General features: G+C 70.9%; 22 protein-coding genes and 1 tRNA gene. 15 read left to right on the forward strand and 8 right to left on the reverse strand.

Translation table 11 applies throughout. From position 1 onward, the window contains the following. The 4 genes from Microterr_RS03965 to Microterr_RS03980 all read right to left on the reverse strand — a co-directional run bounded on the left by Microterr_RS03965 (window position 1) and on the right by Microterr_RS03980 (window position 4987). The gene (locus Microterr_RS03965; protein ID WP_263796007.1) at window positions 1–1287 is read right to left on the reverse strand and encodes an MFS transporter; all 1287 of its coding nucleotides are present in this window, start codon (window positions 1285–1287) and stop codon (window positions 1–3) included. 31 nt (window positions 1288–1318) lie between these two features. Next, the gene (guaD, locus tag Microterr_RS03970) at window positions 1319–2653 is read right to left on the reverse strand and encodes a guanine deaminase (RefSeq protein ID WP_263796006.1); all 1335 of its coding nucleotides are present in this window, start codon (window positions 2651–2653) and stop codon (window positions 1319–1321) included. A gap of 68 nt (window positions 2654–2721) precedes the next feature. Further along, window positions 2722–3975 (reverse strand): MFS transporter, encoded by a 1254-nt coding sequence (locus Microterr_RS03975; protein WP_263796005.1) that lies wholly within the window; start codon window positions 3973–3975, stop codon window positions 2722–2724. Window positions 3976–4003: 28 nt separating this feature from the next. Beyond that, window positions 4004–4987: an FUSC family protein gene (locus tag Microterr_RS03980; protein WP_263796003.1), complete on the reverse strand. Its 984-nt coding sequence runs from the start codon at window positions 4985–4987 to the stop codon at window positions 4004–4006. 89 nt (window positions 4988–5076) lie between these two features. On the opposite strand from Microterr_RS03980, the gene Microterr_RS03985 reads away from it, so the two are divergent. Further along, a complete protein-coding gene (locus Microterr_RS03985) occupies window positions 5077–5745 on the forward strand; it encodes a hypothetical protein (RefSeq protein WP_263796001.1) in 669 nt (222 codons plus the stop codon). A gap of 62 nt (window positions 5746–5807) precedes the next feature. Here Microterr_RS03985 and Microterr_RS03990 read toward each other — a convergent pair. Further along, window positions 5808–5880: transfer RNA gene (locus tag Microterr_RS03990), tRNA-Arg, on the reverse strand. A 43-nt stretch (window positions 5881–5923) separates the two neighbouring features. After that, entirely contained in the window at window positions 5924–6715 is a 792-nt protein-coding gene (locus tag Microterr_RS03995) for an SGNH/GDSL hydrolase family protein (RefSeq protein ID WP_263796000.1), read from the reverse strand. A 101-nt stretch (window positions 6716–6816) separates the two neighbouring features. Between Microterr_RS03995 and Microterr_RS04000 the strand changes: the two genes are divergently transcribed. From Microterr_RS04000 to Microterr_RS04045, 10 genes are all read left to right on the forward strand, one after another. Further along, window positions 6817–7641, forward strand: coding sequence for a transglutaminase-like domain-containing protein (locus Microterr_RS04000; protein ID WP_263795999.1), 825 nt, complete (start codon window positions 6817–6819; stop codon window positions 7639–7641). A 152-nt stretch (window positions 7642–7793) separates the two neighbouring features. Next, on the forward strand, window positions 7794–9461 hold the full coding sequence (locus tag Microterr_RS04005; RefSeq protein ID WP_263795998.1) for an arginine--tRNA ligase: 1668 nt from the start codon (window positions 7794–7796) through the stop codon (window positions 9459–9461). 2 nt (window positions 9462–9463) lie between these two features. Beyond that, entirely contained in the window at window positions 9464–10234 is a 771-nt protein-coding gene (locus Microterr_RS04010) for an LmeA family phospholipid-binding protein (protein ID WP_263795997.1), read from the forward strand. Between the two features lie 144 nt (window positions 10235–10378). Continuing rightward, window positions 10379–11794: a diaminopimelate decarboxylase gene (lysA, locus tag Microterr_RS04015; protein WP_263795995.1), complete on the forward strand. Its 1416-nt coding sequence runs from the start codon at window positions 10379–10381 to the stop codon at window positions 11792–11794. Further along, window positions 11791–13107 (forward strand): homoserine dehydrogenase, encoded by a 1317-nt coding sequence (locus Microterr_RS04020; RefSeq protein WP_263795994.1) that lies wholly within the window; start codon window positions 11791–11793, stop codon window positions 13105–13107. Before lysA ends, Microterr_RS04020 begins: the two co-directional genes overlap by 4 nt. A gap of 2 nt (window positions 13108–13109) precedes the next feature. Continuing rightward, the gene (thrC, locus tag Microterr_RS04025; protein ID WP_263795992.1) at window positions 13110–14198 is read left to right on the forward strand and encodes a threonine synthase; all 1089 of its coding nucleotides are present in this window, start codon (window positions 13110–13112) and stop codon (window positions 14196–14198) included. Then, entirely contained in the window at window positions 14195–15154 is a 960-nt protein-coding gene (gene thrB / locus Microterr_RS04030; protein WP_263795991.1) for a homoserine kinase, read from the forward strand. The genes thrC and thrB overlap by 4 nt, the downstream gene beginning before the upstream one ends. Window positions 15155–15331: 177 nt before the next feature. Next, window positions 15332–17356 (forward strand): transcription termination factor Rho, encoded by a 2025-nt coding sequence (rho, locus tag Microterr_RS04035; protein WP_281974252.1) that lies wholly within the window; start codon window positions 15332–15334, stop codon window positions 17354–17356. A 36-nt stretch (window positions 17357–17392) separates the two neighbouring features. Next, on the forward strand, window positions 17393–18469 hold the full coding sequence (prfA, locus tag Microterr_RS04040; RefSeq protein WP_263798836.1) for a peptide chain release factor 1: 1077 nt from the start codon (window positions 17393–17395) through the stop codon (window positions 18467–18469). Between the two features lie 62 nt (window positions 18470–18531). Next, window positions 18532–18942: a hypothetical protein gene (locus tag Microterr_RS04045; protein WP_263795989.1), complete on the forward strand. Its 411-nt coding sequence runs from the start codon at window positions 18532–18534 to the stop codon at window positions 18940–18942. A gap of 32 nt (window positions 18943–18974) precedes the next feature. On the opposite strand, the gene epsC is transcribed toward Microterr_RS04045, so the two are convergent. Further along, entirely contained in the window at window positions 18975–19544 is a 570-nt protein-coding gene (gene epsC / locus Microterr_RS04050; RefSeq protein WP_263795988.1) for a serine O-acetyltransferase EpsC, read from the reverse strand. A gap of 1 nt (window position 19545) precedes the next feature. Then, window positions 19546–20484: a cysteine synthase A gene (cysK, locus tag Microterr_RS04055; protein WP_263795987.1), complete on the reverse strand. Its 939-nt coding sequence runs from the start codon at window positions 20482–20484 to the stop codon at window positions 19546–19548. Window positions 20485–20603: 119 nt separating this feature from the next. On the opposite strand from cysK, the gene prmC reads away from it, so the two are divergent. From prmC to Microterr_RS04075, 4 genes are read left to right on the forward strand one after another with little or no spacing between them, the layout of a single operon-like run. Next, window positions 20604–21482: a peptide chain release factor N(5)-glutamine methyltransferase gene (gene prmC, locus Microterr_RS04060; protein ID WP_263795986.1), complete on the forward strand. Its 879-nt coding sequence runs from the start codon at window positions 20604–20606 to the stop codon at window positions 21480–21482. A 40-nt stretch (window positions 21483–21522) separates the two neighbouring features. Next, entirely contained in the window at window positions 21523–22200 is a 678-nt protein-coding gene (locus Microterr_RS04065) for an L-threonylcarbamoyladenylate synthase (protein WP_263795984.1), read from the forward strand. Beyond that, a complete protein-coding gene (locus Microterr_RS04070) occupies window positions 22197–23348 on the forward strand; it encodes an MraY family glycosyltransferase (protein WP_263795983.1) in 1152 nt (383 codons plus the stop codon). Before Microterr_RS04065 ends, Microterr_RS04070 begins: the two co-directional genes overlap by 4 nt. Further along, window positions 23345–23839, forward strand: a complete 495-nt coding sequence (locus Microterr_RS04075; protein ID WP_263795982.1) for a Cg1360 family ATP-synthase-associated protein — start codon at window positions 23345–23347, stop codon at window positions 23837–23839. The genes Microterr_RS04070 and Microterr_RS04075 overlap by 4 nt, the downstream gene beginning before the upstream one ends. Window positions 23840–23926: the final 87 nt, after the last annotated feature.

The following is a 23926-nucleotide window of genomic DNA, read 5'->3' on the forward strand; positions in this document are numbered from 1 at the left end:
CTAGGCCGTTGCCGTGACCGTCCGCTTCTCCGGGATGAGCACCGCAGCGACGGCGCCCGCCACCACCACGGCCGGCAGCAGCCACAGCGCAGCCTGGAAGTCGGCGAGGGCCGGGTCGTCCGGCAGCAGTGCGCTCGGGATCGAGGTGAGCAGTCCGCCGATGATGAAGCAGACGCCGTTGACGATCGCCGACGCGCTGCCGATGAGGCTGCCCGGCACGGCTTCGCCGGCGATGGTGAAGCCGAGCATGTGCGCGCCGGCGAAGAACCCGATCGCGAACATGAGCACGAGGGCCGCGCCCTGGCCCTCCGCGGGCAGATAGATCACCAGGGCGATCGCCAGCGCCTGCAGGAGCAGGCCGACGACGGCGGGCCACTTCCGGCTGCGCCAGCGATCGGAGACGACGTTGACGAGCGGTGCGCCGACGGCCAGGCCGAGCCACGCCAGGGCGGTGAGGATCGTCGCGAAGTCGGTCTCCGCGCCCCGTGCCTCCATGATGCGCGGACCCCACAGGGTGCCGACCGCCAGCATCGCCCCGAACGAGGCGCCGGCCAGCAGTGACGAGAGCACGACCTTGATGTTCGCGAACGACTTGCCGAGGTCGCGGAAGATGCCGCCGAAGACGTTGCCCTCCGGCTTGGTCGCCGGCAGGCCGGCCTCGGGTGCGGGGTTGCGCACGAAGAAGACGAACAGCACGACGAGCAGCACGCCGAACGCGCCGAACGCGACCAGCAGCTGCTGCCACGACATGTGGTCGAGCGCCGCGAGGATGAGCGGCTGCCCGACGGCGGATCCGAGCGACGCGAACGTCTGCACGAGTCCGAACATCAGGCCGTACTTGGCGGCGTCGAACCACTTGCCGCCGAGGTAGCCCGCGCCGACGAAGCCGAAGGAGGACCCGATGGCGAGCACCGTCTGCGCGATCGCGAGGGTCGCGAAGGTCGTCGTCCCCGCGTAGAGGAACGCGCCGACGGCGACGAAGGCGACGGCGATCGCCATGAGCGGCCGCGACCCGAAGCGGTCGAGCAGCGCGCCGGAGAAGAACTGCACCAGGGCGAACACCCAAGTGTAGATGGATGCGGCGAGCCCGACCTGCGCGATCGTGAGGCTGGCCGTCTGCTGGATGTCGGGCGAGACGACCGCGTAGCCGGTCTGGATGGCGAACAGCCAGACCACGAAGATCGTCGCGAGCACCCAGATGAGCCAGGCCTCCGGGCCGCCGAGCTTGCGCTCGCCGGTGAACCATCTGTGTGCGCCGTGGTGGTACGCCGCGTGTCCTGTCGACATGGAAGTGCCTTTCCTGTGGGGGGAGCGCTGGTCAGTGGCCGTCGCGGGAGTACGCGACGTCGCCGGCGATGTAGGTGGTCTCGATGACGCGGTCGTCGCCCATCACGGCGAGGACGAACAGCTGCTCCTCGAGCGAGGTGACCTGCGCGCTGCGGTACTCCAGCAGCGGCGTCGCCTTCGTGTCGAGCACGACGAAGTCGGCCTCCTTGCCCACCTCGATCGACCCGAGCCGGTCTTCCAGGCCGAGGGCCTCGGCGCCGGCGAGCGTGGCGAGGTAGAGCATCTTGACCGCATCCAGCGGGTACTGCGTGAGCTGCGCGACCTTGTACGCCTCGTTCATCGTCGACAGCAGCGAGAAGCTCGTGCCTGCGCCGATGTCCGTGCCCAGTCCCACCTTCACGGGGTGGGTGTGGTTCTTCGCCTGATGCACGTGGAACAGCCCGCTGCCGAGGAACAGGTTCGAGGTCGGGCAGTGCGAGATCGCCGACCCGGTCTCATGCACCCGCAGCCGCTCGTGCGAGGTCAGGTGCACGCCGTGCGCGAGCACGGCGCCCGGGCGCAGCAGCCCTGCGCGGTCGTAGACGTCCAGGTAGCCGTCGGCTTCGGGGAACAGCGAGCGCACCCAGGCGATCTCGCCGAGGTTCTCGCTGACGTGCGTGTGCATCAGGGTCGTGGGGTGCTCCGCGAGGAGGGTGGCCGCAGCATCCAGCTGTCCCTGCGTGCTCGTCGGCGCGAACCGCGGGGTGACGGCGTAGTGGTTCCGCCCGACGCTGTGCCACTTCTCGATGAGCGCCTTCGAGTCGTCGTAGCCGGTCTGCGCGGTGTCCAGCAGGTGGTCGGGGGCGTTGCGGTCCATCAGGACCTTGCCCCCCGCCATCCGCATGTTGCGCCGTGACGCCTCCTCGAAGAACGCGTCGACCGACTCCGGGTAGACCGCGCAGAAGGTGAGCGCCGTGGTCGTGCCGTTCGCGAGGAGCTGGTCGAAGAAGACGGAGGCGACGGCCGCCGCATGCGTCTTGTCGGCGAACCGCTGCTCTGCGACGAACGTGTACGTGTTGAGCCAGTCGATCAGCTGAGCACCGAACGCCGCGATGATGCCCGTCTGCACGTAGTGGACGTGCGTGTCGATGAACCCCGAGGTGATGATCCCGTCGGGGTAGTGGTCGACGTGCGCATCGTCGGCGAGGGTGTGCGCGAGGTCGGCGTACGGCCCCACCGCGGTGACCACCCCGCCCTCGACCACGATCAGTCCGTCGGTGTGTTCGACGAGGGCGTCCGAGCGGAAGAACGGGTCGCCGGTCAGGGTGACGATGTGCCCCCGGATCGCATGCGTTCCTGAGTGGGCGGGAGTGGGGTAGTACGGCATCAGACGTGGGCTCCTCGATCTCTCTCCTGTTCGGAGGCTATCGGCCGAGGGGTGCCCGGGCAATCAATTCACGACCGGGCGGCGGGGCGCAGGAGGGAGGCCGCGACGATGCCGATGACGAGCACGACCGGCATCAGCCACAGCGCCGCCTGATAGTCCGCGAGTGCGGGGTCGGCGGGCATCAGGCTCGAGGGGATCGAGGTGAGCAGGCCGCCGATGAGGAAGCAGAAACCGTTCACGACCGCCGACGCGCTGCCGATCAGCGAGCCATCGATCGCCTCGCCCGCGACGGTGAATCCGAGCATCTGGACGCCGGAGAAGAGCCCGACTGCGAACATGAGCGCCACAGCGATGCCGTTGGACTCCGTCGGCAGGTAGATGACCAGGCTGATGGCGGCTGCCTCCAGCGCGAGCCACACCACAGCGGGCACCTTCCGGCTGCGCCAGCGGTCGCTGACGACGTTCACCAGAGGCGCGCCGACGGCGAGGCCAAGCCAGGCGAGGGCGGTGAGCAGCGTCGCGAAGTCGGTCGAGGCACCGCGGGCCTCCATGATCCGCGGCCCCCAGAGCGTTCCGACGGCGAGCATCGTGCCGAACGCGGCACCGGCGAAGACAGCCGACAGCACGACGTCGCGGTTGGCGAAGCAGGCGCCCAGGTCGCGGAGGATCTCGCCGAGGACGTTGCCGCGGGGCGGGGGCGCGGCGTCGGGCAGTGTCGGATCGCGGACGATGGCGACGAACAGCACGGCGAGGATCACGCCGAACGTGCCGAAGGCGAGCAGCAGCTGCTGCCAGCTCAGCGAATCGAGCAGGGTGAGGATCACCGGCTGCCCGATCGCGGAGCCGAGGCTCGCCGCTGCCTGCACGAGCCCGAACATCAGCCCGTACCGCGCCGCGGGGAACCACTTTCCGCCAATGTACCCGGCCCCCACGAAGCCGAACGACGCGCCGAGGGCGAGTACGGTCTGCGCGAGCGCGAGGGTCGCGAACGTCGTGGTGCCGGCGTACAGGAACGCACCCACCGTCACCATCGCGACCGCGATCGCGAGCAGCGGACGGCTGCCGAAGCGGTCCAGGAGCGATCCGGAGAAGAACTGCACCAGCGCGAACACCCAGGTGTAGATCGACGCGGCCAACCCGATCTGAGCCAGTGTCAGCCCCGCCGTGTCCTGGATCTCCGGGGACACGACGGCGTAGCCGGTCTGGATGGCGAACAGCCACACCACGAAGGTCGTCGCGAGCACCCAGACCAGCCAGGCCTCGGGCCCGCCGATCCGGCTGCGGGTCGCGGCGTGCCGCTCGGGCGTGAAGTATCCGCTCATGAGGGCAATCCAACACCCCCTGTGGCGCTCAGGAAGGCGGAACGGGTCGGGCCGCGTGTCGCCGGGCGACCGCGGGCACCGCCCACGCGGCGAGCAGCGCCAGCGCGATGCCGAGCAGCGTCATCCCGACCCGCTCGAGGAACCAGTGCGCCGCCGGTTCGGTGTCGTCGAGCAGCAGCAGCGAGAGCACCAGCACGGTCGAGAAGAACGGGAAGACGTACCAGCGGCTGCCGGAGGTGCCGGTGCCGATCGCGATGACGGCGAAGGCGAGCACGGCGATGGCCGCATTGCTCGGATTCGCGAGGGCGATGAGGCAGGCCACGAGTGCGCCGCCGATGACCGAGAACGCGCGTCCCCATCCGCGGGCGTCGAGCTGTCGGCGGTCGGGTCGGCTCACCAGCAGCGCGGCGGTGCAGGCCCACCCTGGGTGGTCGACGCCGAGGGCGAAGCCGCAGGCCGCAGCGACGGCGCCGGCGAGACCGATCTGCACGCCGTAGGCGAGCATCGCGGAGCGTGGCGCCGCGCTCCGCGGCGGGCGGGCGACGGATGCTGCCGGAGGCCACGCGAGAGAGACGAGCCACGCGTAGACGCTGCCCGCGAGGATCAGGAGTCCGCCGGACAGCGCGCCGGTCCAGGACGAGGAGGAGAGCCCGGCGCCGAACAGCGGGAGCCCGAGCATCAGCACGAGCGGTGCGAGGCGCCGCGCCGGGTCCGCGGTGAGGAGCGCGACCCCGACGCACAGCGCGAACACCGTGAGCACGGCCAGCGCCGGCCACGGCGCGACGAGCGACCCGATGAACAGGGAGAGCCCCGCCACACCGCCGATGAGCACCACGAGACGGCGCTCGGCACGCGTGCTGCGGAGGCCGAGTGCGGCAGCGGGCAGCACGCCGACCGCGAGTGCCACCCCGGCGGAGGGCGCGGCGAGTGAGACCACCGCGGCGGGGAGGGCGAGCACTGCGCCGTACGCGGCGTTCCGCCAGGACCAGGCGATCGGCGGGCGCGGGCTCATGCCTTCCACCCTGCCGCATCGCGCGGTGCCACCGCACCGCGATGGAGGAGTCCCGCCCTGCTGCGTCGACGCGCGATAGTGTCACGCTCATGAGGTCACGAAGGCTCGCTCCGGTGGCGATCGTCGCCGCCCTCCTGCTCACGGGGTGCATGAGCAGCCCAGGCAGTGCCGCGCCATCGACGTCTGCATCCCCGCCGGCCGAGACGCCGAGCGCCACACCGACTCCGACCCCGACGCCGACCCCGCTGTCCGAGGTGGTGCTGACGATGGACGACCTGACGTTCGTCGCCGAGGGCGAGACGCGGACCGTCGACTTCGACGATGTCGACGGCGTCCTCGCGGTGTTCGAGGAGCTCACCGGCACGATGCCGGAAGGGTACGAGCCCGAGGACCCCGACGGCTATGTCTTCGACGACACGAGGTACGACTGGGCAGGGGTGACGGTCACCGTCTGGGGTGCCGGAACGGAAAGCGAGAGCATCGCCTCGATCCGAGTGGTCGCCCCCACGGTCGGCGGCGTCCCGGTGCGCACGCCGGAGGGGATCACCGTCGGGTCCAGTCGAGAGGACGCACTCGCCGCGGGCGCAGACGACCCGTTCGACGACCCCGAGTACCTCCAGATCGGCCGCCAGGAGGTGCCGGACACGGAGTCGCTCGTCAACCCGGGCGAGGTGGGGATCCTGTTCATCGTCCTGCAGATGGAGGCGGATGCGGTCGCCGCCATCTCCACCCCGGGGAACGACTTCTCCGACCTCTGAGGTCGGCGAGACGAAAAGAGATCGCGGGTCGGGTGACCCGCGATCTCTTGTCGTACCTGCTGTGCCCCCGACAGGAATCGAACCTGCGACCTTTGGTACCGGAAACCAACGCTCTATCCCCTGAGCTACGGAGGCGTACCGATCGAGGTTATCACCGCCCGGAGGGCGTTCCTGTCGCTCAGGGAGCGTCGGCGGGCGCCCCGGCGCTGACGGGCGCGACCTCCACGAGCGCGGTGAGGGAGGCGGCCAGGCGCTCCGCCAGATACGCGTGCCCGGCGTCGGAGGGATGGTCGCGACCGAAGTCCGACGTGTCGATGACGTCGGCGTAGTTCGCGGCCGTGATCCACTCCTCGTGGATGGGGGAGATGTACGCCCACCCGCGCGCGGCGGCGAGCGCGGCGAGGTCGCTGTCCATGCGTGCGGTGTTCGCCTCGACGGGCAGCACCTGGGGAGCGGGGCCGAGGATGACGACGGATGCTGCGGGGTAGACGTCCGCGAGCGCGTCCCACGCGGCGTTCACCGCATCCTCGTATCCGGAGGGGTAGCGTACGCGGTCGTTGATCGACCCCTGCACGATGACGAGGTCGGGGTCGAGCGTGGGATCGAGATCGGCGATGCGCTCGCCGAAGGCGGGACCGTCGATCCCCGGCTTGAGGTATCCGCTGCCGCGGACGCCGTCGACGAGGGTGGTCCAGCCGAGCAGTCCGCCGAGGCGGTACGCGTACCCGAGCGTCGGGACGGTGGCGGCCGAGCCGTATGTCCACGAGTCCCCGAACACGAGCACCGTCGCGTCCTCGGGCAGCGACAGCGGCGCGGCCGCGATCACCCGATCCTCGGCGTTCGCGAGCGGCTCGGTGGGCACGGCCCACGGTCGCTGGACGGCCACGACGGCGACCGCGATGACGGCGACCGCGAGCCCCGCGAACACCCAGCGCAGGCGCGCGGTGCGGGGGCGATCGGGCGTCGTCATGCGACGAGGGTACGTCACGATCCGGCCGCCGCCGAACCGGCGGCGCGAAGCCTGATCCTGGGGTGTGAGAACGGGGGCTTCCGGCATGCGAGGATACTTCGGTGCAACGCGTGGTGACCGCAGAACTGGACCTCGAACTGGGGGCCTCCGTCGACCTCATCTTCCAGATCGCGACAGCGCAGCATGTGCCCGTCTCCGCGGAGACGCTGACCTTCACGCAGGGCGACCGCGTGTACACCCCGACCGAGATCGTCGACCAGTCCGGCACCCGCCTGCACCGCCTCACGGGCGAGGCCGGTCGCGTGCAGATGCGGTACGAGGCGACCATCGAGGGCGTGACCCCGGCTACCCGCACGAGCGACCTCGAGGCGATCACCTACCTGCGCCCGAGCCGGTACTGCCAGTCCGACGAGGTGTTCAGCCAGGCGCGCCGCCAGTTCCGCGGACTGTCGGGCATCGAGCTCATCGCCGCGGTCTCGGACTTCGTGGCCACGAGCACCACCTATACCCCCGGTCTCAGCCAGGGCACCGACAGCGCCGTCACCACACTCATGACCGGCCAAGGCGTCTGCCGCGACTACGCGCACGTCGTGATCGCGCTGCTGCGCGCCATGGACATGCCGGCGCGCTACGCCGCCTGCTACGCGCCCGGGCTCCAGCCGATGGACTTCCACGCCGTCGCGGAGGCCTACTTCGACGGGGCCTGGTACGTGATCGACGCGACCCGCCTCGCCGACCGGCGCTCGCTGGTGCGCATCGCCACCGGCCGCGACGCCGCGGACTGCGCCTTCCTGAGCTACCACGGCGGGCACGTCGGTCTGCAGCGCATGCGCGTGGATGCGTGGGTCATGCCGGACGCGGCATCCGACCTCGCCGACGCCGCGAGCGATGCCGACGACCCCCTGGCGCTGGTGCAGATCGCCTGAAGACTCGGTCGGTCACCTCGGCCGCACTCCTGGGGATAAGGACAGGAGGGTCTGCGGTCCGACCCGTCCTTATCGCCAGGAGTCTCCGCGAGTCGGGATGCCATCTCGCGTCGATCTCGCGCACAGCCACCCGCCCGTAGACTTGACGGGCTATGAATCCGGATGCCCTCGCCCACGCCCTGCTCGCCGCCATCACGCCTCTGGCTGAGGCGCGACGCGCCGGCTCGACGGACGGGCTGACCGCATCCGATCTGCCGCTGGATCGTCCGAAGAACCGGGACCACGGCGACTGGGCCTCCAACGCCGCGCTGAAGCTCGCCAAGGCGGTCGGGGCGAACCCGCGTGAGTTCGCGGCCGAGATCGCCACGGCGCTCGCCGAGGTCGACGGCATCGCGAGCGTCGAGGTCGCCGGCCCCGGGTTCATCAACATCCGACTGGATGCTGCCGCCGCCGGTGCGCTCGCGAAGACCATCGTCGACGCGGGCGCCGCGTTCGGCACGAACGACTCGCAGCGCGGCAACACGATCAACCTCGAGTTCGTCAGCGCCAACCCGACCGGGCCGATGCACATCGGACACACCCGCTGGGCAGCGCTCGGCGATGCGCTGGCGCGTCTGCTGCTCGCCAGCGGCGCCACGCTCGTGCGCGAGTTCTACATCAACGACGCCGGTGCGCAGATGGACCGCTTCGGGCGGTCGATCCTCGCCGCCATCAAGGGCGAGCCGACGCCGGAGGGCGGATACGCCGGCGCGTACATCGGAGATCTCGCGCAGCGCGTGATCGCCGCGGAGCCCGGTCTGCTCGACCTCGACGACGACGCGCAGCTCGTCGCGGCGCGCGACAGGGCGTACGCGTTCCAGCTCGGCGAGCTGCAGAACTCGCTGGAGAAGTTCAACGTGCACTTCGACGTGTTCTTCAGCGAGCGGATCCTGCACGCGAAGGGCGAGAACGGCGAGCCCAGTCTGGTCGACGAGGCGGTCGACCGCCTGCGCCTCCAGGGCCACGTCTTCGACGACGACGGCGCCGTCTGGGTGCGCACCACCGACTTCGGCGACGACAAGGACCGCGTGATCCGCCGCTCCAACGGCGAGTACACGTACTTCGCCGCCGACGCCGCGTACTACTTGAACAAGGGCGACCGCGGCTTCGCGCACAAGATCTATCTGCTCGGCGCCGACCACCACGGCTACGTGCACCGGCTGAAGGCGCTTGCCGGCGCGGCGGGCGACGACCCGGAGAAGGACGTCGAGGTGCTGATCGGCCAGCTCGTGTCGATCAACGGCGCGCGGCTGAGCAAGCGCGCGGGCAACATCATCGAGCTCGACGACCTGCGCGAATGGCTCGGCACCGACGCCCTGCGCTACTCGCTGGCGCGGTACCCCGCCGACTCGCCCCTGACGCTCGACCCCGAGATCCTGCGCAAGCGCACCAACGACAACCCGGTCTTCTATGTGCAGTACGCCCACGCGCGCACGCACAACGTGGCGCGCAACGCCGAGGCCTCCGGCGTCGACCGGTCGGAGTTCGCGCCCGAGCTGCTCGACCACGAGACCGAGTCCGCGCTGCTGGGTGCGCTGCAGGAGTTCCCCCGCATCGTCGGCTTCGCCGCCGAGGTGCGCGAGCCGCACCGGGTCGCGCGCTACCTCGAAGAGCTCGCGGGCCTCTACCACCGCTGGTACGACAACTGCCGGGTCATCCCGCTCGGCGACGCGCCCGTCGAGCCGGTGCACCGCACCCGCCTGTGGCTGAACGACGCCACCGGCCAGGTGCTGCGCAACGGGCTCGACCTGCTGGGCGTGAGCGCGCCGGAGCGGATGTAGCGGTGAACGCGGCGACGTCCCGATCACGGGCAGGCTGGGCCTGGCTCATCGGCGTCGTGATCGTCGTGGGGCTCGCCATCGCCGCCTGGTTCATCGGCGAGCGGATCGCGCACGACCTCGTCGTGAAGACGATCCGCGACCAGGTGATCACGCAGCTGTCGCTGCCCGAGGACCAGCAGATCGACGTGACGGTCGAGGGGATGGTGCTGCCGCAGCTCATCGCGGGGACCCTCACGGAGGTCTCGATCGTCTCGGACGACGTGCCGCTCGGGCAGGTCACCGGCGACATCAGCGTCGAGGCGAGCGGCGTCCCGATCCGCGGCGACGCGCCCGCCGACGAGGCCCACGGCACGCTCGCGCTGGACGTCGACCAGCTGCAGTCGCTGCTCTCCACGATCGACGGCTTCCCCGCCGAGAGCGTCGGCCTCGACGAGCCGAATGTGACCGCCGCGACCGAGCTGACCTTCTTCGGCGCGACCGTGCCGCTCGGTATCGCGCTGACGCCGAGCGCGGCAGAGGGAGACCTCGTGCTCACGCCGGCGTCGCTCACCCTGGGCTCCGCCGAGATCAGCGCGGCCGATCTGGAGAGCCGCTTCGGCAGCGTGGCCGACCGCCTCCTGAAGGACTGGCACGTCTGCATCGCGGACAGTCTTCCGGCGGGTGTCACGCTCACCGAGGTGTCGGTCATCGGGGACGAGATCATCGCCCTGGTCGACATCGACGGCGCGATCATCACCGACCCCGCGCTGCAGGAGAACGGCACGTGCGCGTGAGCGTCATCGAGACGGGACGCCCGCGTCGGGTGCCCTAGACTGCTACCACTGCCCGGCGCGTGGGTCCACCGGCCGCGGCATCCGCCGGACCAGGGCCCGTCCCGGCCGGCGACGCGCCGAAGCATCCACCGATTGGTTCCACCCGTGTCCGCCCCCACACCCGACCAGGCTCTGGCCCCGGCGTGGCTCGACCTGCCCGCGGACGCGAACGAGCTGGCGCCGCAGATCTGGCCGGCATCGACCGACCGCGACGAGCACGGGATGCTGCGCCTCAGCGGCATCTCCGCCGCCCGTCTCCAGGAGCAGTTCGGCACCCCGCTGTACGTCCTCGACGAAGATGACGTGCGCGCGCACGCCCGCCGCACCCTCGCCGCCTTCCGCACGGCCATCGCGCCCCACGGCGCCGACGTCCGCGTGTACTACGCGGGCAAGGCGTTCCTGTGCACCGAGGTGGTGCGCTGGGTGACCGATGAGGGGCTGGCGGTGGACGTCTGCACCGAGGGTGAGCTCGCCGTCGCGATCGCCGCGGGCGCCGACCCGTCCCGCCTCGGGTTCCACGGCAGCAACAAGTCGGTCCGCGAGCTCGAGCGCGCCGTCGAGGTGGGCATCGGCTCGATCGTCCTCGACAGCCCGATCGAGCTCGAGCGGCTCGCCGCCATCGTGGCACGACGCGGTGGGGTGCAGGACGTCCTCGTGCGGGTCAACAGCGGCGTGCACGCCGAGACCCATGACTTCCTCGCGACCGCGCACGAAGACCAGAAGTTCGGCTTCACGCTGCAGGACGCCCCCGACGCGGTCGCCCGCATCCGCTCGCTCCCCGGCCTGCGCTTCGTCGGACTGCACTGCCACATCGGATCGCAGATCTTCGGCACCGCCGGTTTCCAGGAGTCCGCCGCGCGGCTGGTCGAACTGCACGCCGAACTGCTCGAGGGCGGCGACGTGCCGGTGCTCAACCTCGGGGGCGGCTTCGGGATCGCCTACACGAACGCCGACGACCCCACGCCGATCGAAGACCTCGCCGCGGGCATCGTCGACGCGGTCGCGCGCGAGTGCGAGGTGCGCGGCATCGGACTTCCCCATCTCGCGTTCGAACCCGGTCGGGCCATCGTCGGCCAGGCCGGCGTCACCCTGTACGAGGTGGGCACCACCAAGGAGGTGCACGTCGGCGAGGAAGCCACCCGGCTCTACGTGAGCGTCGACGGAGGCATGAGCGACAATGCCCGCCCTGCGCTGTACGGCGCGCAGTTCTCCGCCCGCATCGCCTCACGCACCTCCGACGCGGAGCCGGCACTCGTGCGGGTCGTCGGGCGCCATTGCGAGTCGGGCGACATCGTCGTCGACCACGAGTACCTGCCGGGCGACGTCGCCCCCGGCGACCTGCTCGCCGTGCCCGCGACGGGCGCGTACTGCTTCTCTCTGGCCTCGAACTACAACTACGTCCCGCGGCCGCCCGTCGTGGCGGTGCGCGGGGGACAGGCGCGCCTCATCGTGCGCGGCGAGTCGATCGACGATCTGCTCGCGCGCGACCTCGGAGCCGCCGAGACGGAAGGAAACAAGTGACCGACTATCGCCGCCTGCGCGTCGCGCTGCTCGGGGCCGGAGCCGTGGGCTCCCAGGTCGCCGGGCTGATGCGGCAGCACGCAGATGAACTGGCCGATCGGGCCGAAGCCCGGCTGGAACTGGTCGGCATCGCCGTGCGCGACATCGACGCGCCTCGCGACACCGACCTTCCCCGCGAGCTGCTGACGACCGATGCCGAGAGCCTGATCGTCGGCGCCGACATCGTGATCGAGCTGATCGGCGGCATCGAGCCGGCGCGCACGCACATCCTGCAGGCGCTCAACTCCGGAGCGGACGTGGTGACGGGCAACAAGGCGCTGCTGGCCACCCACGGCACCGAGATCTTCGACGCGGCCGACCAGGTCGGCGCCTCCGTCTACTACGAGGCCGCCGCCGCCGGTGCGATCCCGATCATCCGCCCGCTGCGCGACTCGCTCGCCGGCGACCGTGTGGTGCGCATCATGGGCATCGTCAACGGCACCACCAACTACATCCTCGACCGGATGGACGGCGAGGGTGCGGAGTTCGACGACGTGCTCGCCGACGCGCAGGCGCTCGGCTACGCCGAGTCCGACCCCACCGCCGACGTCGAAGGCTACGACGCCGCGCAGAAGGCGGCGATCCTCGCGAGCCTCGCGTTCCACACCTCCGTGCCCCTCGAGGCGGTTCACCGCGAGGGCATCACGCGGATCGACAAGGCGATCATGGATGCTGCCCGCCACGCGGGCTACGTGGTCAAGCTCCTCGCCGTCTGCGAACGACTCGCGGGCGAGGACGGGGCGGAGTCGATCTCGGTGCGGGTGTACCCGGCACTCGTGCCCCGCGCACATCCCCTGGCCAGCGTGCACGGCGCGAACAACGCCGTGTTCGTCGAGGCCGAGGCCGCGGGCAGCCTGATGTTCTACGGGGCGGGCGCAGGCGGGGTGCAGACCGCGTCCGCCGTCCTCGGCGACGTCGTCTCTGCCGCCCGCCGCCACATCGCCGGCGGCGTCGGCGTGGGGGAGTCCACCCGCGCGAACCTGCCCGTGGTCGAGATCGGGCGGGTCACCACCCGGTACCAGGTCATCCTCGAGGTCGACGACGAGCCGGGCGTGCTCGCCACCGTCGCCGGCATCCTCAGTGAGGGGCGCGTCTCGATCGCCACGGTCGAGCAGACCGTCGTGACGGAAGCCAACGGCCAGCCGGGCGTCGCCCGCCTGGTCATCGGGACCCACCGGGCCCTGGAAAAGGATCTCAGCGAGACGGTCGACCGTCTCGCGGCGAGCGGCGTCGTCGAGCGCGTCGTCTCCGTGCTGCGTGTAGAAGGGGAATGAAAATGGCACATGTCTGGCGGGGAGTCCTCCGCGAATACGCCGATCGACTCGGTGTGACCGACACCTCGACCGTGGTGACCCTCGGTGAGGGCGGCACTCCGCTGCTGCCGGCCCCGTCGCTCTCGCGGCGCACCGGCACCGACGTCTGGGTCAAGTTCGAGGGGATGAACCCCACCGGATCGTTCAAGGACCGCGGCATGACGGTCGCGCTCTCGCGCGCCGTCGAGCACGGCGCCAAGGCCGTGATCTGCGCGTCGACCGGCAACACGTCGGCATCCGCGGCCGCCTATGCGGCCCACGCGGGCATCACCGCCGCCGTGCTCGTGCCCGAGGGCAAGATCGCGATGGGCAAGCTCAGCCAGGCGGTCGCGCACAACGGTCAGCTGATCCAGATCCGCGGCAACTTCGACGACTGCCTCGAGATCGCCCGTGAGCTCGCCGACCACTACCCGGTGCACCTGGTCAACTCCGTGAACCCCGACCGCATCGAGGGTCAGAAGACGGCGGCCTACGAGGTCGTCGAGGTGCTCGGCGACGCGCCCGACTTCCACTTCATCCCCGTCGGCAACGCGGGCAACTACACCGCCTACTCCCGCGGCTACCGCGAGGAGGCCGACCGCGGCGTCGCCACCCGCGTGCCGCGCATGTTCGGGTTCCAGGCCGAGGGCTCTGCGCCGCTCGTCCGCGGCGAGGTCGTGAAGAACCCCGAGACGGTGGCCAGCGCCATCCGCATCGGCAACCCCGCGTCGTGGGAGCTCGCCCTGGAGGCGCGCGCGGCCACGGACGGCTGGTTCGGCGCGATCGACGACGCCCGCATCCTCGCCGCGCAGAAGCTGCTCGCCGCCGAGGTCGGCATCTTCGTCGAGCCCGCGTCGGCGATCAGCGTCGCCGGCCTGCTCGACCGTGTGGAGTCCGGCGTCGTGCCCCAGGGCGCGCGCGTCGTGCTCACGGTCACCGGCCACGGCCTGAAGGACCCGCAGTGGGCCCTGCGCAACGCCGACGGCTCGCAGGTCGAGCCCACGGTCGTCGACGCGACCACCTCCGACGTGGCCTCCGTGCTCGGCCTGGCGCCGGTGGAGGCCACCGCGTGAGCCCACTCGACGCGCGCGGCTCCGCGACGGCCGCCGGCCGTCGCGTGGTCGTGCGCGTTCCGGCGACCAGCGCCAACCTCGGCCCGGGCTTCGACACGCTCGGCCTCGCCCTCAGCGTCTACGACGAGCTCGTCGTGACGGCGCTGCCGGCCGGCGAGCTCGAGGTCGACGTGCAGGGCGAGGGTGCCGCGGACGTGCCGCGCGACGCCTCCAACCTGGTCGTGCGTGCCATCGCCTACGCCTTCGAGGCCGTGGCGCGCCCCCTGCCGGGTCTCCGGCTCGAGGCGCACAACGTCATCCCGCACGGACGAGGACTCGGCTCGTCCGGCGCCGCCGTCGTCTCGGGGCTCCTCGCCGCCAAGGGCCTGCTGGCCGGCGACGTCGAGATCGGCGACGACACGCTGCTGCGCCTCGCGACCGAGATGGAAGGGCACCCCGACAACGTCGCGCCCGCCCTCTTCGGCGGACTCACCATCGCGTGGGTCGACGAGAACGGCCCGCAGCACAAGAAGCTGCTGGTCCACCGCGGCGTCTCGCCCCTCGTGTTCGTGCCGGGCTTCACGATGTCGACCACGCTGGCCCGCAGCCTGCAGCCCCTGCAGGTGCCGCGGGAGGATGCCGTCTTCAACGTCTCGCGATCGGCGCTGCTGATCGCGGCCCTGACGCAGAGCCCGGAGCTGCTGCTGGCCGCCACCGAAGACAAGCTGCATCAGAACTACCGCGCACAGGCCATGCCCGAGACCGACAAGCTGGTCAGGGCGCTGCGCGCGGCGGGCTTCGCCGCGGTCGTTTCGGGGGCGGGACCGAGCGTCCTCGTGCTCGCCGACGGCCCCGGTCGGCGCCTCGAAGCAGCCGCCATCGCGGACACCGCCACAGACACCCCGTGGGAGACGCGCATGCCGGCCGTCGACTTCAAGGGTGGTACAGTGAAGGAGTACGCGGAGGATTCCACGTGAACCCGTGAATCTGGCCTCCGTCGCAAATCTGCGAAACCCCCGCACAGCCCCCGCGCTCGTCGAGCGCTGAGCAGCCGACAGGCAGCGCAGCACGTCGAAAGGCGGCCAGGGCAGTCTCCTGCCCTGCGCGGCATCTGCGGTTCTGTACATCCATTTCCGTTTCATGAGGGAGCACTCGTGGAGTCCATCTCCGAGATCCACACCGCCGACGTCCCGGCCGAGGAGCGCACCGACGCGCCCGTCGCCGAGAACACGGCTTCCACCACCACCGAGGCTGCAGCCGAGGTCGCCCCCGCGACCGACGCCGAGACGCCCGGCACCGACACTCCGGCCGAGGCCGCGCCTGTCGAGGCGCCGGCGAAGGCCAAGCGCGCGCCGCGCCGTGCCAAGAGCGCGACCGCCGCCACCGCGACCCCGGTCGAGACCGACGCCGCGGAGAACCCCGCCGCGCTGATCGACGCCGCCGAGGTCGACGCCGCCGTCGCCGCGCCGGCGGCCGAGGCCGGCCCCGCGGACGAGGCGCCCGCCGCCACCGCGCCCCGCGCCAAGCGCCCCGCTCGCCGCGCCAAGACCGCCGCTCCGGCCGACGCCGACGCGACCGAGACCGCCGCGCCCGCTGACGAGGCGCCCGCCGACACCGCCCCCGCCGACGCCGCTCCCGCCGAGCAGCCCGCGCAGGCGACCGACGGCGACACCGCCGCCGAGGCCGCAGAGCAGACCGCCGAGGGCGACGCTCCTGCCGAGGCCGGCGACGAGACCCCGTCGCGCTCGCGCAGCCGCAGCCGGAGCCGCAACCGCAACCGCAACGGCTCCCAGGGCGGCCAGAACGGCCAGCCCGCTCAGGGCGGCCAGAACGCCGGCGGCCAGAACACCGGCGGTCAGGCCGCTCAGGAGCAGCCCGCGACGGCCGACGACGACGAGTCGGGCCGTGGCGGCCGCAATCCCCGCAACCAGCGCAACAACACCAAGCGCCGCGGCCAGGGTGGCGCGGACGAGTTCGAGACCGAGATCGGCGAGGACGACGTCCTCATCCCGATCGCGGGCATCCTCGACGTCCTCGACAACTACGCCTTCGTCCGCACGGCGGGCTACCTCCCCGGCACGAGCGACGTCTACGTCTCGCTCGGCCAGGTGAAGAAGTACAACCTGCGCAAGGGCGACGCCGTCGTCGGCGCGATCAAGCAGCCCCGCGAGGGGGAGCAGTCCAGCCGTCAGAAGTACAACGCGCTGGTCAAGGTCGACGCCATCAACGGCCTGTCCGTCGAGGACGCCGCCAACCGCGTCGAATTCGGCAAGCTCACGCCGCTGTACCCCCAGGAGCGCCTGCGCCTGGAGACCGCGCCCGAGAAGCTGACCCAGCGCATCATCGACCTGGTCGCCCCGATCGGCAAGGGCCAGCGCGGCCTCATCGTCGCGCCGCCCAAGGCGGGCAAGACGATCGTGCTGCAGCAGATCGCCAACGCGATCGCGACGAACAACCCCGAGGTCCACCTCATGGTCGTGCTCGTCGACGAGCGTCCGGAAGAGGTCACCGACATGCAGCGCACGGTGAAGGGCGAGGTCATCGCCTCGACCTTCGACCGTCCGGCCGAAGACCACACCACGGTCGCCGAGCTGGCCATCGAGCGCGCCAAGCGCCTCGTCGAGCTCGGCCGCGACGTCGTCGTGCTGCTCGATTCGATCACCCGCCTGGGTCGCGCCTACAACATCTCGGCGCCCACCTCCGGTCGCGTGCTCTCCGGCGGCGTCGACGCCTCCGCGCTGTACCCGCCGAAGCGCTTCTTCGGCGCCGCGCGCAACATCGAGAACGGCGGATCGCTCACGATCCTCGCGACCGCGCTCGTCGAGACCGGCTCCAAGATGGACGAGGTCATCTTCGAGGAGTTCAAGGGCACCGGCAACAGCGAGCTGCGCCTGAGCCGCTCGCTCGCCGACAAGCGCATCTTCCCGGCCGTCGACGTCAACGCGTCGAGCACCCGCCGCGAGGAGATGCTGCTCTCGAACGACGAGGTGAAGATCACCTGGAAGCTGCGTCGCGCCCTTGCCGGCCTCGACCAGCAGCAGGCTCTCGAGGTCGTGCTGGGCAAGCTCAAGGAGACGCAGTCCAACGTCGAGTTCCTCGTGCAGATGCAGAAGTCGATCCCGGCGCCGGCGCGCGACGGCAACGGCCACAGCCACGGGCACGAGAACAGCATCCGCTGATCGGGCGGGGGAGTCCGCACCGTGTCTGAGCCCGCCATGTTCGAGTCCGTCAAGGCGCTCCTCGACGAGCACAAGGCGGTCCAGGAGGAGCTGAGCGACCCCGCGGTGCACGCCGACGCCGGTCGTGCCAAGCGGGTCAACCGCCGCTATGCCGAGCTCAGCCGGATCGTGGCAGCGCACGACGGGTGGCTGGCCGCATCCGACGACCTGGCCGCCGCGCGCGAACTGGCCCGTGAAGACGACGCCTTCGCCGAGGAGGTGCCGGCCCTCGAGGAGAAGGTCGCCTCCGCTCAGGAGCGCCTGCGGCGCCTGCTCATCCCGCGCGATCCGGACGACGCCCGCGACGTGATCATGGAGATCAAGGGGGGTGAGGGCGGTGCGGAGAGCGCGCTGTTCGCCGCCGACCTGCTGCGCATGTACCTGCAGTACGCCGCCTCCAAGGGCTGGAAGACCGAGCTCCTCGAGCGCACCGAGTCCGACCTGGGCGGCTACAAGGACGTCCAGGTGGCGATCAAGGGCTCGTCCTCCGATCCCGCGCAGGGCGTCTGGGCGCACCTGAAGTACGAGGGTGGCGTGCACCGCGTCCAGCGGGTGCCGGCGACCGAGTCGCAGGGGCGCATCCACACGTCGACCACCGGCGTCCTCGTCTTCCCCGAGGTCGACGAGCCGGACGAGGTCGAGATCAATCAGAACGACCTGAAGATCGACGTCTTCCGCTCGTCCGGGCCCGGCGGGCAGTCGGTGAACACGACCGACTCGGCCGTGCGCATCACCCACGTGCCCACGGGCATCGTCGTCTCGATGCAGAACGAGAAGTCGCAGCTGCAGAACCGCGAGGCCGGGATGCGCGTGCTGCGCGCCCGCCTGCTCGCCAAGCAGCAGGAGGAGCGGGATGCTGCGGCCAGCGACGCGCGCAGGTCGCAGATCCGCGGGATGGACCGTTCGGAGCGGATCCGCACGTACAACTTCCCGGAGAACCGCATCGCCGATCACCGGACCGGATACAAGGCCTACAACCTCGACCAGGTGATGGACGGGGCGCTCGCCCCCGTGATCGAGTCGTGCATCGCCGCGGACGAGGAGGAGCGACTGGCCGCCCTCGCCGGCGACTGACGTTCCGGACGCCGCCCGCACGGCGCGGCCGCGGCGGCACTCGGCGCCGCTAGGCTCGCGCCATGATCATGTTCCTCATCCGCGCACTGATCTTCCTCGCCTCCGCAGCGGTGGGACTCATCGTGGCCGACTGGATCCTGCCCGGCTTCCGGATCGACTGGAGCGACGCGTGGGGGTTCCTCCTCGCCATCGTGATCTTCGCCGTGCTGCAGAGCGTTCTGACGCCGTGGATCGCCAGCGTGGCCAGGCGCAACGCGCCGGCGCTGCTGGGCGGCATCGGCATCTTCTCGACCCTGATCGCCCTGGTGATCGTCGTGCTCATCCCGGGCGCGGGCCTCACGATCGGCGAGCCGTACCTGCTCACCTGGATCCTCGCGCCGGTGATCGTGTGGCTGGTGACCGCGCTGGCGACGCTGCTGCTGCCGATGATCTTCATCAAGAAGAAGGTCGACGAGCGCCGCAGCGGCGCCTGACGAGACCCGCTGCCGATCGGCGCGGCGGCACGTCAGATGAAGTACTCGGGCGCGGTGAGCAGCGCCCGGGTGTCGATGCCTTCGCGCCGTGCGCGGGGCTTCGCGGGCACTCCGACCAGGATGCTGTCCGCGGGGGCGTCCTTCGTGACGACCGCGTTCGCGCCGATGACCGAGCCTGCGCCGATCGTGATGGGACCGAGCACCTTCGCGCCCGCCCCGATCGCGACGCCGTCGCCGATCGTGGGGTGGCGCTTGCCGCCGTCGCGCGTCCGGCCGCCGAGGGTGACCCCGTGATAGAGCATCACGTCGTCACCCACCTCGGCGGTCTCACCGATGACCACGCCCATGCCGTGGTCGATGAAGAACCGGCGCCCGATCACGGCGCCGGGGTGGATCTCGACGCCGGTGAGCCACCGGCTCAGCTGGGAGCCCGCCCGCGCCAGGAGGCGCAGGCGGTGCGTCCACAGCCAGTGCGTGCAGCGATGAGCCCAGATCGCGTGCAGCCCCGGGTACAGCAGCGCGATCTCGACGGCGCTGCGCGCCGCCGGGTCGCGCAGCTTCGCGGCTGCGAGGTCTTCTCTGATCCGTGCCCAGGCGCCCACGTCAGTCTTCGCGCAGGTGCTCGTACAGCGCGGTCGAGAGGTAGCGCTCACCGAACGAGGGAATGATGACGACGATGTTCTTGCCTGCCGCCTCCGGGCGCTTGGCGATCTCGAGCGCTGCCCAGATGGCCGCGCCGCTGGACATGCCCACGAGGATGCCGTCCGAGGTGGCGGTCTCCCGCGCGACGCGGATCGCGTCATCGAACTCGACGTCGATGACCTCGTCGATGACGTCCCGGTCGAGGATGGACGGGACGAAGTTCGGCCCGATGCCCTGGATCTTGTGCGGCCCGGGGTGGCCCTCGGTCAGCAGCGGCGAATCCTTGGGCTCGACGGCCACGACCTTCACACCGGGGACGCGCTCCTTGAGCACCTGTCCGACACCGGTGATCGTCCCGCCGGTGCCGATGCCGGCGACGAAGTAGTCGACCTTGCCGTCCGTGTCGCGGAGGATCTCCTCGGCGGTGGTCTTGCGGTGGATCGCGGGGTTCGCCTCGTTTGCGAACTGCTTGGCCAGCACGGCGCCCGGGGTCCGCGCGGCGATCTCCTCCGCCTCGCCGACGGCGAAAGCCATGCCCTTGGTCGGGTCGGTCAGCACGAGCTCGGCTCCGAAGGCCTTCAGCAGCAGGCGGCGCTCCTTCGACATCGACGCGGGCATCGTCAGGATGACCTTGTAGCCGCGCGCCGCACCGACCATGGCCAGGGCGATGCCGGTGTTGCCGCTGGTCGCCTCGACGATGGTGCCGCCCGGCTTGAGCTCGCCTGACGCCTCCGCCGCGTCCACGATCGCGATGCCGAGACGGTCCTTCACGCTGGACGCGGGGTTGTAGAACTCGAGCTTGGCGAGGATCTGGGCGTCGACGCCCTCCGCGATCCGGTTGAGCTTGACCAGCGGCGTGTTGCCGAACGCGGTCGTGATGTCGGAGTGGATGCCGGGCATGTCTGGCCTTTCGGGATGTCGGTCGTTGACAGGCAACCACACTACGGGGGTGGCGATTCCCGCACCCGATTTGTGACGCAGAGCGACGCCGCGTCGCACCTTAGGCTGGAGGACGCACTATGGCACACCTCGCACCGCACTCCTCCCTCGCCGCCGCCCTCCGCGATGCCGTCGAGTCATTGGCGCGCGCCGGCGTACCCGATCCCCAGGTCGACGCGGAGCTGCTCGCCGCCCACGCGCTCGCGACGAGCCGCGGCGCCGTCCAGGCCGCGGCGATCCGCGGCGACGCGCTCGACGGGGCCGTGGCGGCCGCGTTCGCCGAGCTGGTCGAGCGCCGTGCCGCCCGTGAGCCGCTGCAGCACCTCACCGGCCGTGCGCCGTTCCGCCACCTCGACCTGCGCGTCGGACCGGGCGTCTTCGTGCCCCGGCCCGAGACCGAGATGGTCGCGCAGCTGGCCGTCGACGCGCTGCGGGCCGCAGCATCCCCCGCTCCGATCGCGGTGGACCTGGGGACGGGGAGCGGCGCGATCGCACTGGCGATGGCCACCGAGGTGCCGCATGCGCGGGTGTTCGCCGCAGAGAACTCGGTGGACGCGTTCGTGTGGACGAAGGAGAACTTCGCCGAGGTGGGTGCCGAGAACGCCGAGCTGCACTTCATCGACCTCGAGCATGCGTTCGCCGAGCTCGACGGCACCGTCTCGGTCGTCGCGTCCAACCCGCCCTACGTCCCGGATGCGGCCATCCCGCGCGACCCGGAGGTGCGCCTGTACGACCCGCCGGCGGCGCTGTACGGCGGGGCGGACGGCCTCGACGTCGTGCGCGTGCTCAGCGGCGTGGGTCTGCGCCTCGCGCACCCCGGCGGGATGATCGTGATCGAGCACGGCGAATGGCAGGGTGAGCAGATCCGCGCGATCCTCACCGCGGACGGCTGGCGCGCTGCCGCGACCCACGTCGACCTGACCCAGCGAGACCGGGCGACCACCGCCCTGCATCCCTGACCCGGTGCCGCCCAGGTCGCCCGCCTAGACTGGAGCCGACATGTCCTCCCTCTTCGACTGCCGGGATGAGGCGCAGCTGCTCCCCGGCCTGCGACAGGCGCGCCAGGCGATCGCGCGCGGCGAGCTGATCGTCGTCCCCACCGACACGGTGTACGGGGTGGCCGCCGATGCGTTCAGCCCCGCCGCCGTGCAGCGGCTCCTCGACGCGAAGGGCCGCGGACGCCAGGCGCCGCCGCCCGTCCTGGTGTCGGGGGAGGGGATGCTGCGTGCCCTGGTCGCCGAGGTGCCTGAGGCCGTCGAGCGGCTCGTCGCCGCGTTCTGGCCAGGCGGCCTCACGATCGTGCTGCCCGCGCAGCCCTCGTTGACCTGGGACCTCGGCGAGACCCACGGCACGGTGGCGGTGCGCATGCCCGACAAGCGGCTGGTGCTCGAGCTCATCGAGGACACCGGCCCCCTCGCCGTGTCCAGCGCCAACCTGACGGGCAAGGCCGCCGCGATCATGGCGATCGACGCGGAGGACATGCTCGGCGACAGCATCGCGGTCTACCTCGACGACGGCCCGAGCGACACGGGTATCGCCTCGACCATCATCGATGCCACCGGCCTGGTCGGCGGCGACGGACGCGTCCGCGTGCTCCGGGAGGGCGCCGTCAGCCGCGACCGCCTCGGCGAGGTGCTCGGCGACCTGCTCGAACCGTACGCGGGCGGCTCCGAGTGAGGAACCACCTCTTCATCATCCTGCTCACCGCCGCGCTCACCCTGGTGCTGGCGTGGGCGGTGTGGCGGCTCAGCATGCGCTACAAGCTGTATCCCGGCATCCGCGAGCGCGACGTGCACAAGACCCCGACGCCGCGTCTGGGCGGGATCGCGATGTTCCTGGGCATCGTGGTCGCGTTCGCCGTCTCGTCGCAGATGGAGAACTTCCAGATCTTCTGGGTCGAGCCGGAGCGCCCGTGGGCGATCCTCGGGGCGACGTTCCTGATCGTGCTCGTCGGGGTCGCCGACGACCTGTGGGACCTGGACTGGACGATCAAGCTGGCCGCCCAGTTCCTGGCCGCGTGGATCGTCGCCTGGTTCGGCGGGCTGCAGATCCTCTCGCTCCCGATCGGCGGCATCGCGGTCGGCTCGAGCACGCTCAGCATCGTGCTGACGGTCTTCGCGATCGTCATCGTCATGAACGCGGTCAACTTCATCGACGGTCTCGACGGGCTCGTGGCGGGCGTCTGCCTCATCGCGAACAGCGTGTTCTTCGTGTACTCGTACCTGCTGCTGCGCGAGTTCACCACGAGCAACTTCTCGCTCGCGACGTTCCTGGCCGCGGCGCTCATCGGCGCGTGCGCCGGGTTCCTGCCGTTGAACTGGAAGCCGGCGAAGCTGTTCATGGGGGACTCGGGCGCACTCATGCTCGGGCTGCTGATGGCCTGCTCGGCGATCGCGATCACCGGGCTGCTGCCGCCGTCCGTCCTCGGCTCGGACGAGTTCGGTCGGTCCCAGCTGCTCGGTGCCTTCATTCCGATCCTGCTGCCGGTGGTCGTGGTCCTGCTCCCGCTGCTCGACTTCGGGCTTGCGGTGCTGCGGCGCATGCGCGCGGGCAAATCGCCCTTCTCGCCCGACCGCAAGCACCTGCACCACCGGATGCTGGACATGGGCCACAGCGACCGTGCCGCCGTGCTGATCTTCTACGCGTGGACCTCCGTGGTCAGCCTGTCGTTCCTGCTGATGTTCATCGGCACCACCGCGAACTGGCCGGGGGAGTACCTCCTCGGTCTCGGCTTCGGCATCGCCGGCGCCGCCGCCTGCCTCACCGTCACCTTCCTCCCGGCCGGCACGCGGTCGGCCGTCACCGCACCGGAGAGCACCCGATGACCCCGAACCCCGTCACCAGCACGCCGATCCTGCGGACCACGCTCATCTGGTCGGGCATCGTCACCGCCGCGCTCGCCGTGGTCGGCGGGCTCATCGGCTACGCCGTCGGACAGGCGCCCGGCCTGTGGAGCGCGCTCATCGGCGTGCTCGTCGGCGCGGTCTTCCTCGCCATCACCGGCCTCAGCATCCTGATCGCCAACCGCTGGTACGGCGATCCGCTCTACGTCCCGCTGTTCTTCGGCATCGTGCTCGGCGGCTGGATCCTCAAGTTCGTCGTGTTCATCGTCGTGCTGATCGTGCTGCGCGGGCAGGAGTGGGTGAACGACACCGTCTTCTTCTTCTCGCTCGTCACCAGCGTGCTGGCCTCGCTCGCGATCGACGTGGTCACCCTGCTGCGGATGCGCGTTCCGCAGATCGACGTGGAGCTGCCCTCGCACAACCCGGAGGACGGGCCCGACGAGGCTCCCAGCGGGCACTCAGCACCCCGCTGAGTTTGATAGGGTTGATCCGCGCCCGCCCGCTCGAACAGAGCGAATCGCGGATGACGCTCACCGACCAACGTCCACCGGCTCACCCCG

Origin of the sequence: Microbacterium terricola (assembly GCF_027943945.1) — a bacterium.
Classification (GTDB): domain Bacteria; phylum Actinomycetota; class Actinomycetes; order Actinomycetales; family Microbacteriaceae; genus Microbacterium; species Microbacterium terricola.

Excerpts from the sequence above, each read along its gene's own strand:
- cysK (WP_263795987.1), bottom strand. The coding sequence starts at position 20,484 with ATGCCCGGCATCCACTCCGACATCACGACCGCGTTCGGCAACACGCCG.
- guaD (WP_263796006.1), bottom strand. The coding sequence starts at position 2,653 with ATGCCGTACTACCCCACTCCCGCCCACTCAGGAACGCATGCGATCCGG.
- Microterr_RS03965 (WP_263796007.1), bottom strand. The coding sequence starts at position 1,287 with ATGTCGACAGGACACGCGGCGTACCACCACGGCGCACACAGATGGTTC.
- Microterr_RS03975 (WP_263796005.1), bottom strand. The coding sequence starts at position 3,975 with ATGAGCGGATACTTCACGCCCGAGCGGCACGCCGCGACCCGCAGCCGG.
- Microterr_RS04005 (WP_263795998.1), top strand. The coding sequence starts at position 7,794 with ATGAATCCGGATGCCCTCGCCCACGCCCTGCTCGCCGCCATCACGCCT.
- Microterr_RS04075 (WP_263795982.1), top strand. The coding sequence starts at position 23,345 with ATGACCCCGAACCCCGTCACCAGCACGCCGATCCTGCGGACCACGCTC.
- Microterr_RS04045 (WP_263795989.1), top strand. The coding sequence starts at position 18,532 with ATGATCATGTTCCTCATCCGCGCACTGATCTTCCTCGCCTCCGCAGCG.
- Microterr_RS03995 (WP_263796000.1), bottom strand. The coding sequence starts at position 6,715 with ATGACGACGCCCGATCGCCCCCGCACCGCGCGCCTGCGCTGGGTGTTC.
- thrC (WP_263795992.1), top strand. The coding sequence starts at position 13,110 with ATGGCACATGTCTGGCGGGGAGTCCTCCGCGAATACGCCGATCGACTC.
- prfA (WP_263798836.1), top strand. The coding sequence starts at position 17,393 with ATGTTCGAGTCCGTCAAGGCGCTCCTCGACGAGCACAAGGCGGTCCAG.
- Microterr_RS04065 (WP_263795984.1), top strand. The coding sequence starts at position 21,523 with ATGTCCTCCCTCTTCGACTGCCGGGATGAGGCGCAGCTGCTCCCCGGC.
- Microterr_RS03985 (WP_263796001.1), top strand. The coding sequence starts at position 5,077 with ATGAGGTCACGAAGGCTCGCTCCGGTGGCGATCGTCGCCGCCCTCCTG.
- Microterr_RS03980 (WP_263796003.1), bottom strand. The coding sequence starts at position 4,987 with ATGAGCCCGCGCCCGCCGATCGCCTGGTCCTGGCGGAACGCCGCGTAC.
- prmC (WP_263795986.1), top strand. The coding sequence starts at position 20,604 with ATGGCACACCTCGCACCGCACTCCTCCCTCGCCGCCGCCCTCCGCGAT.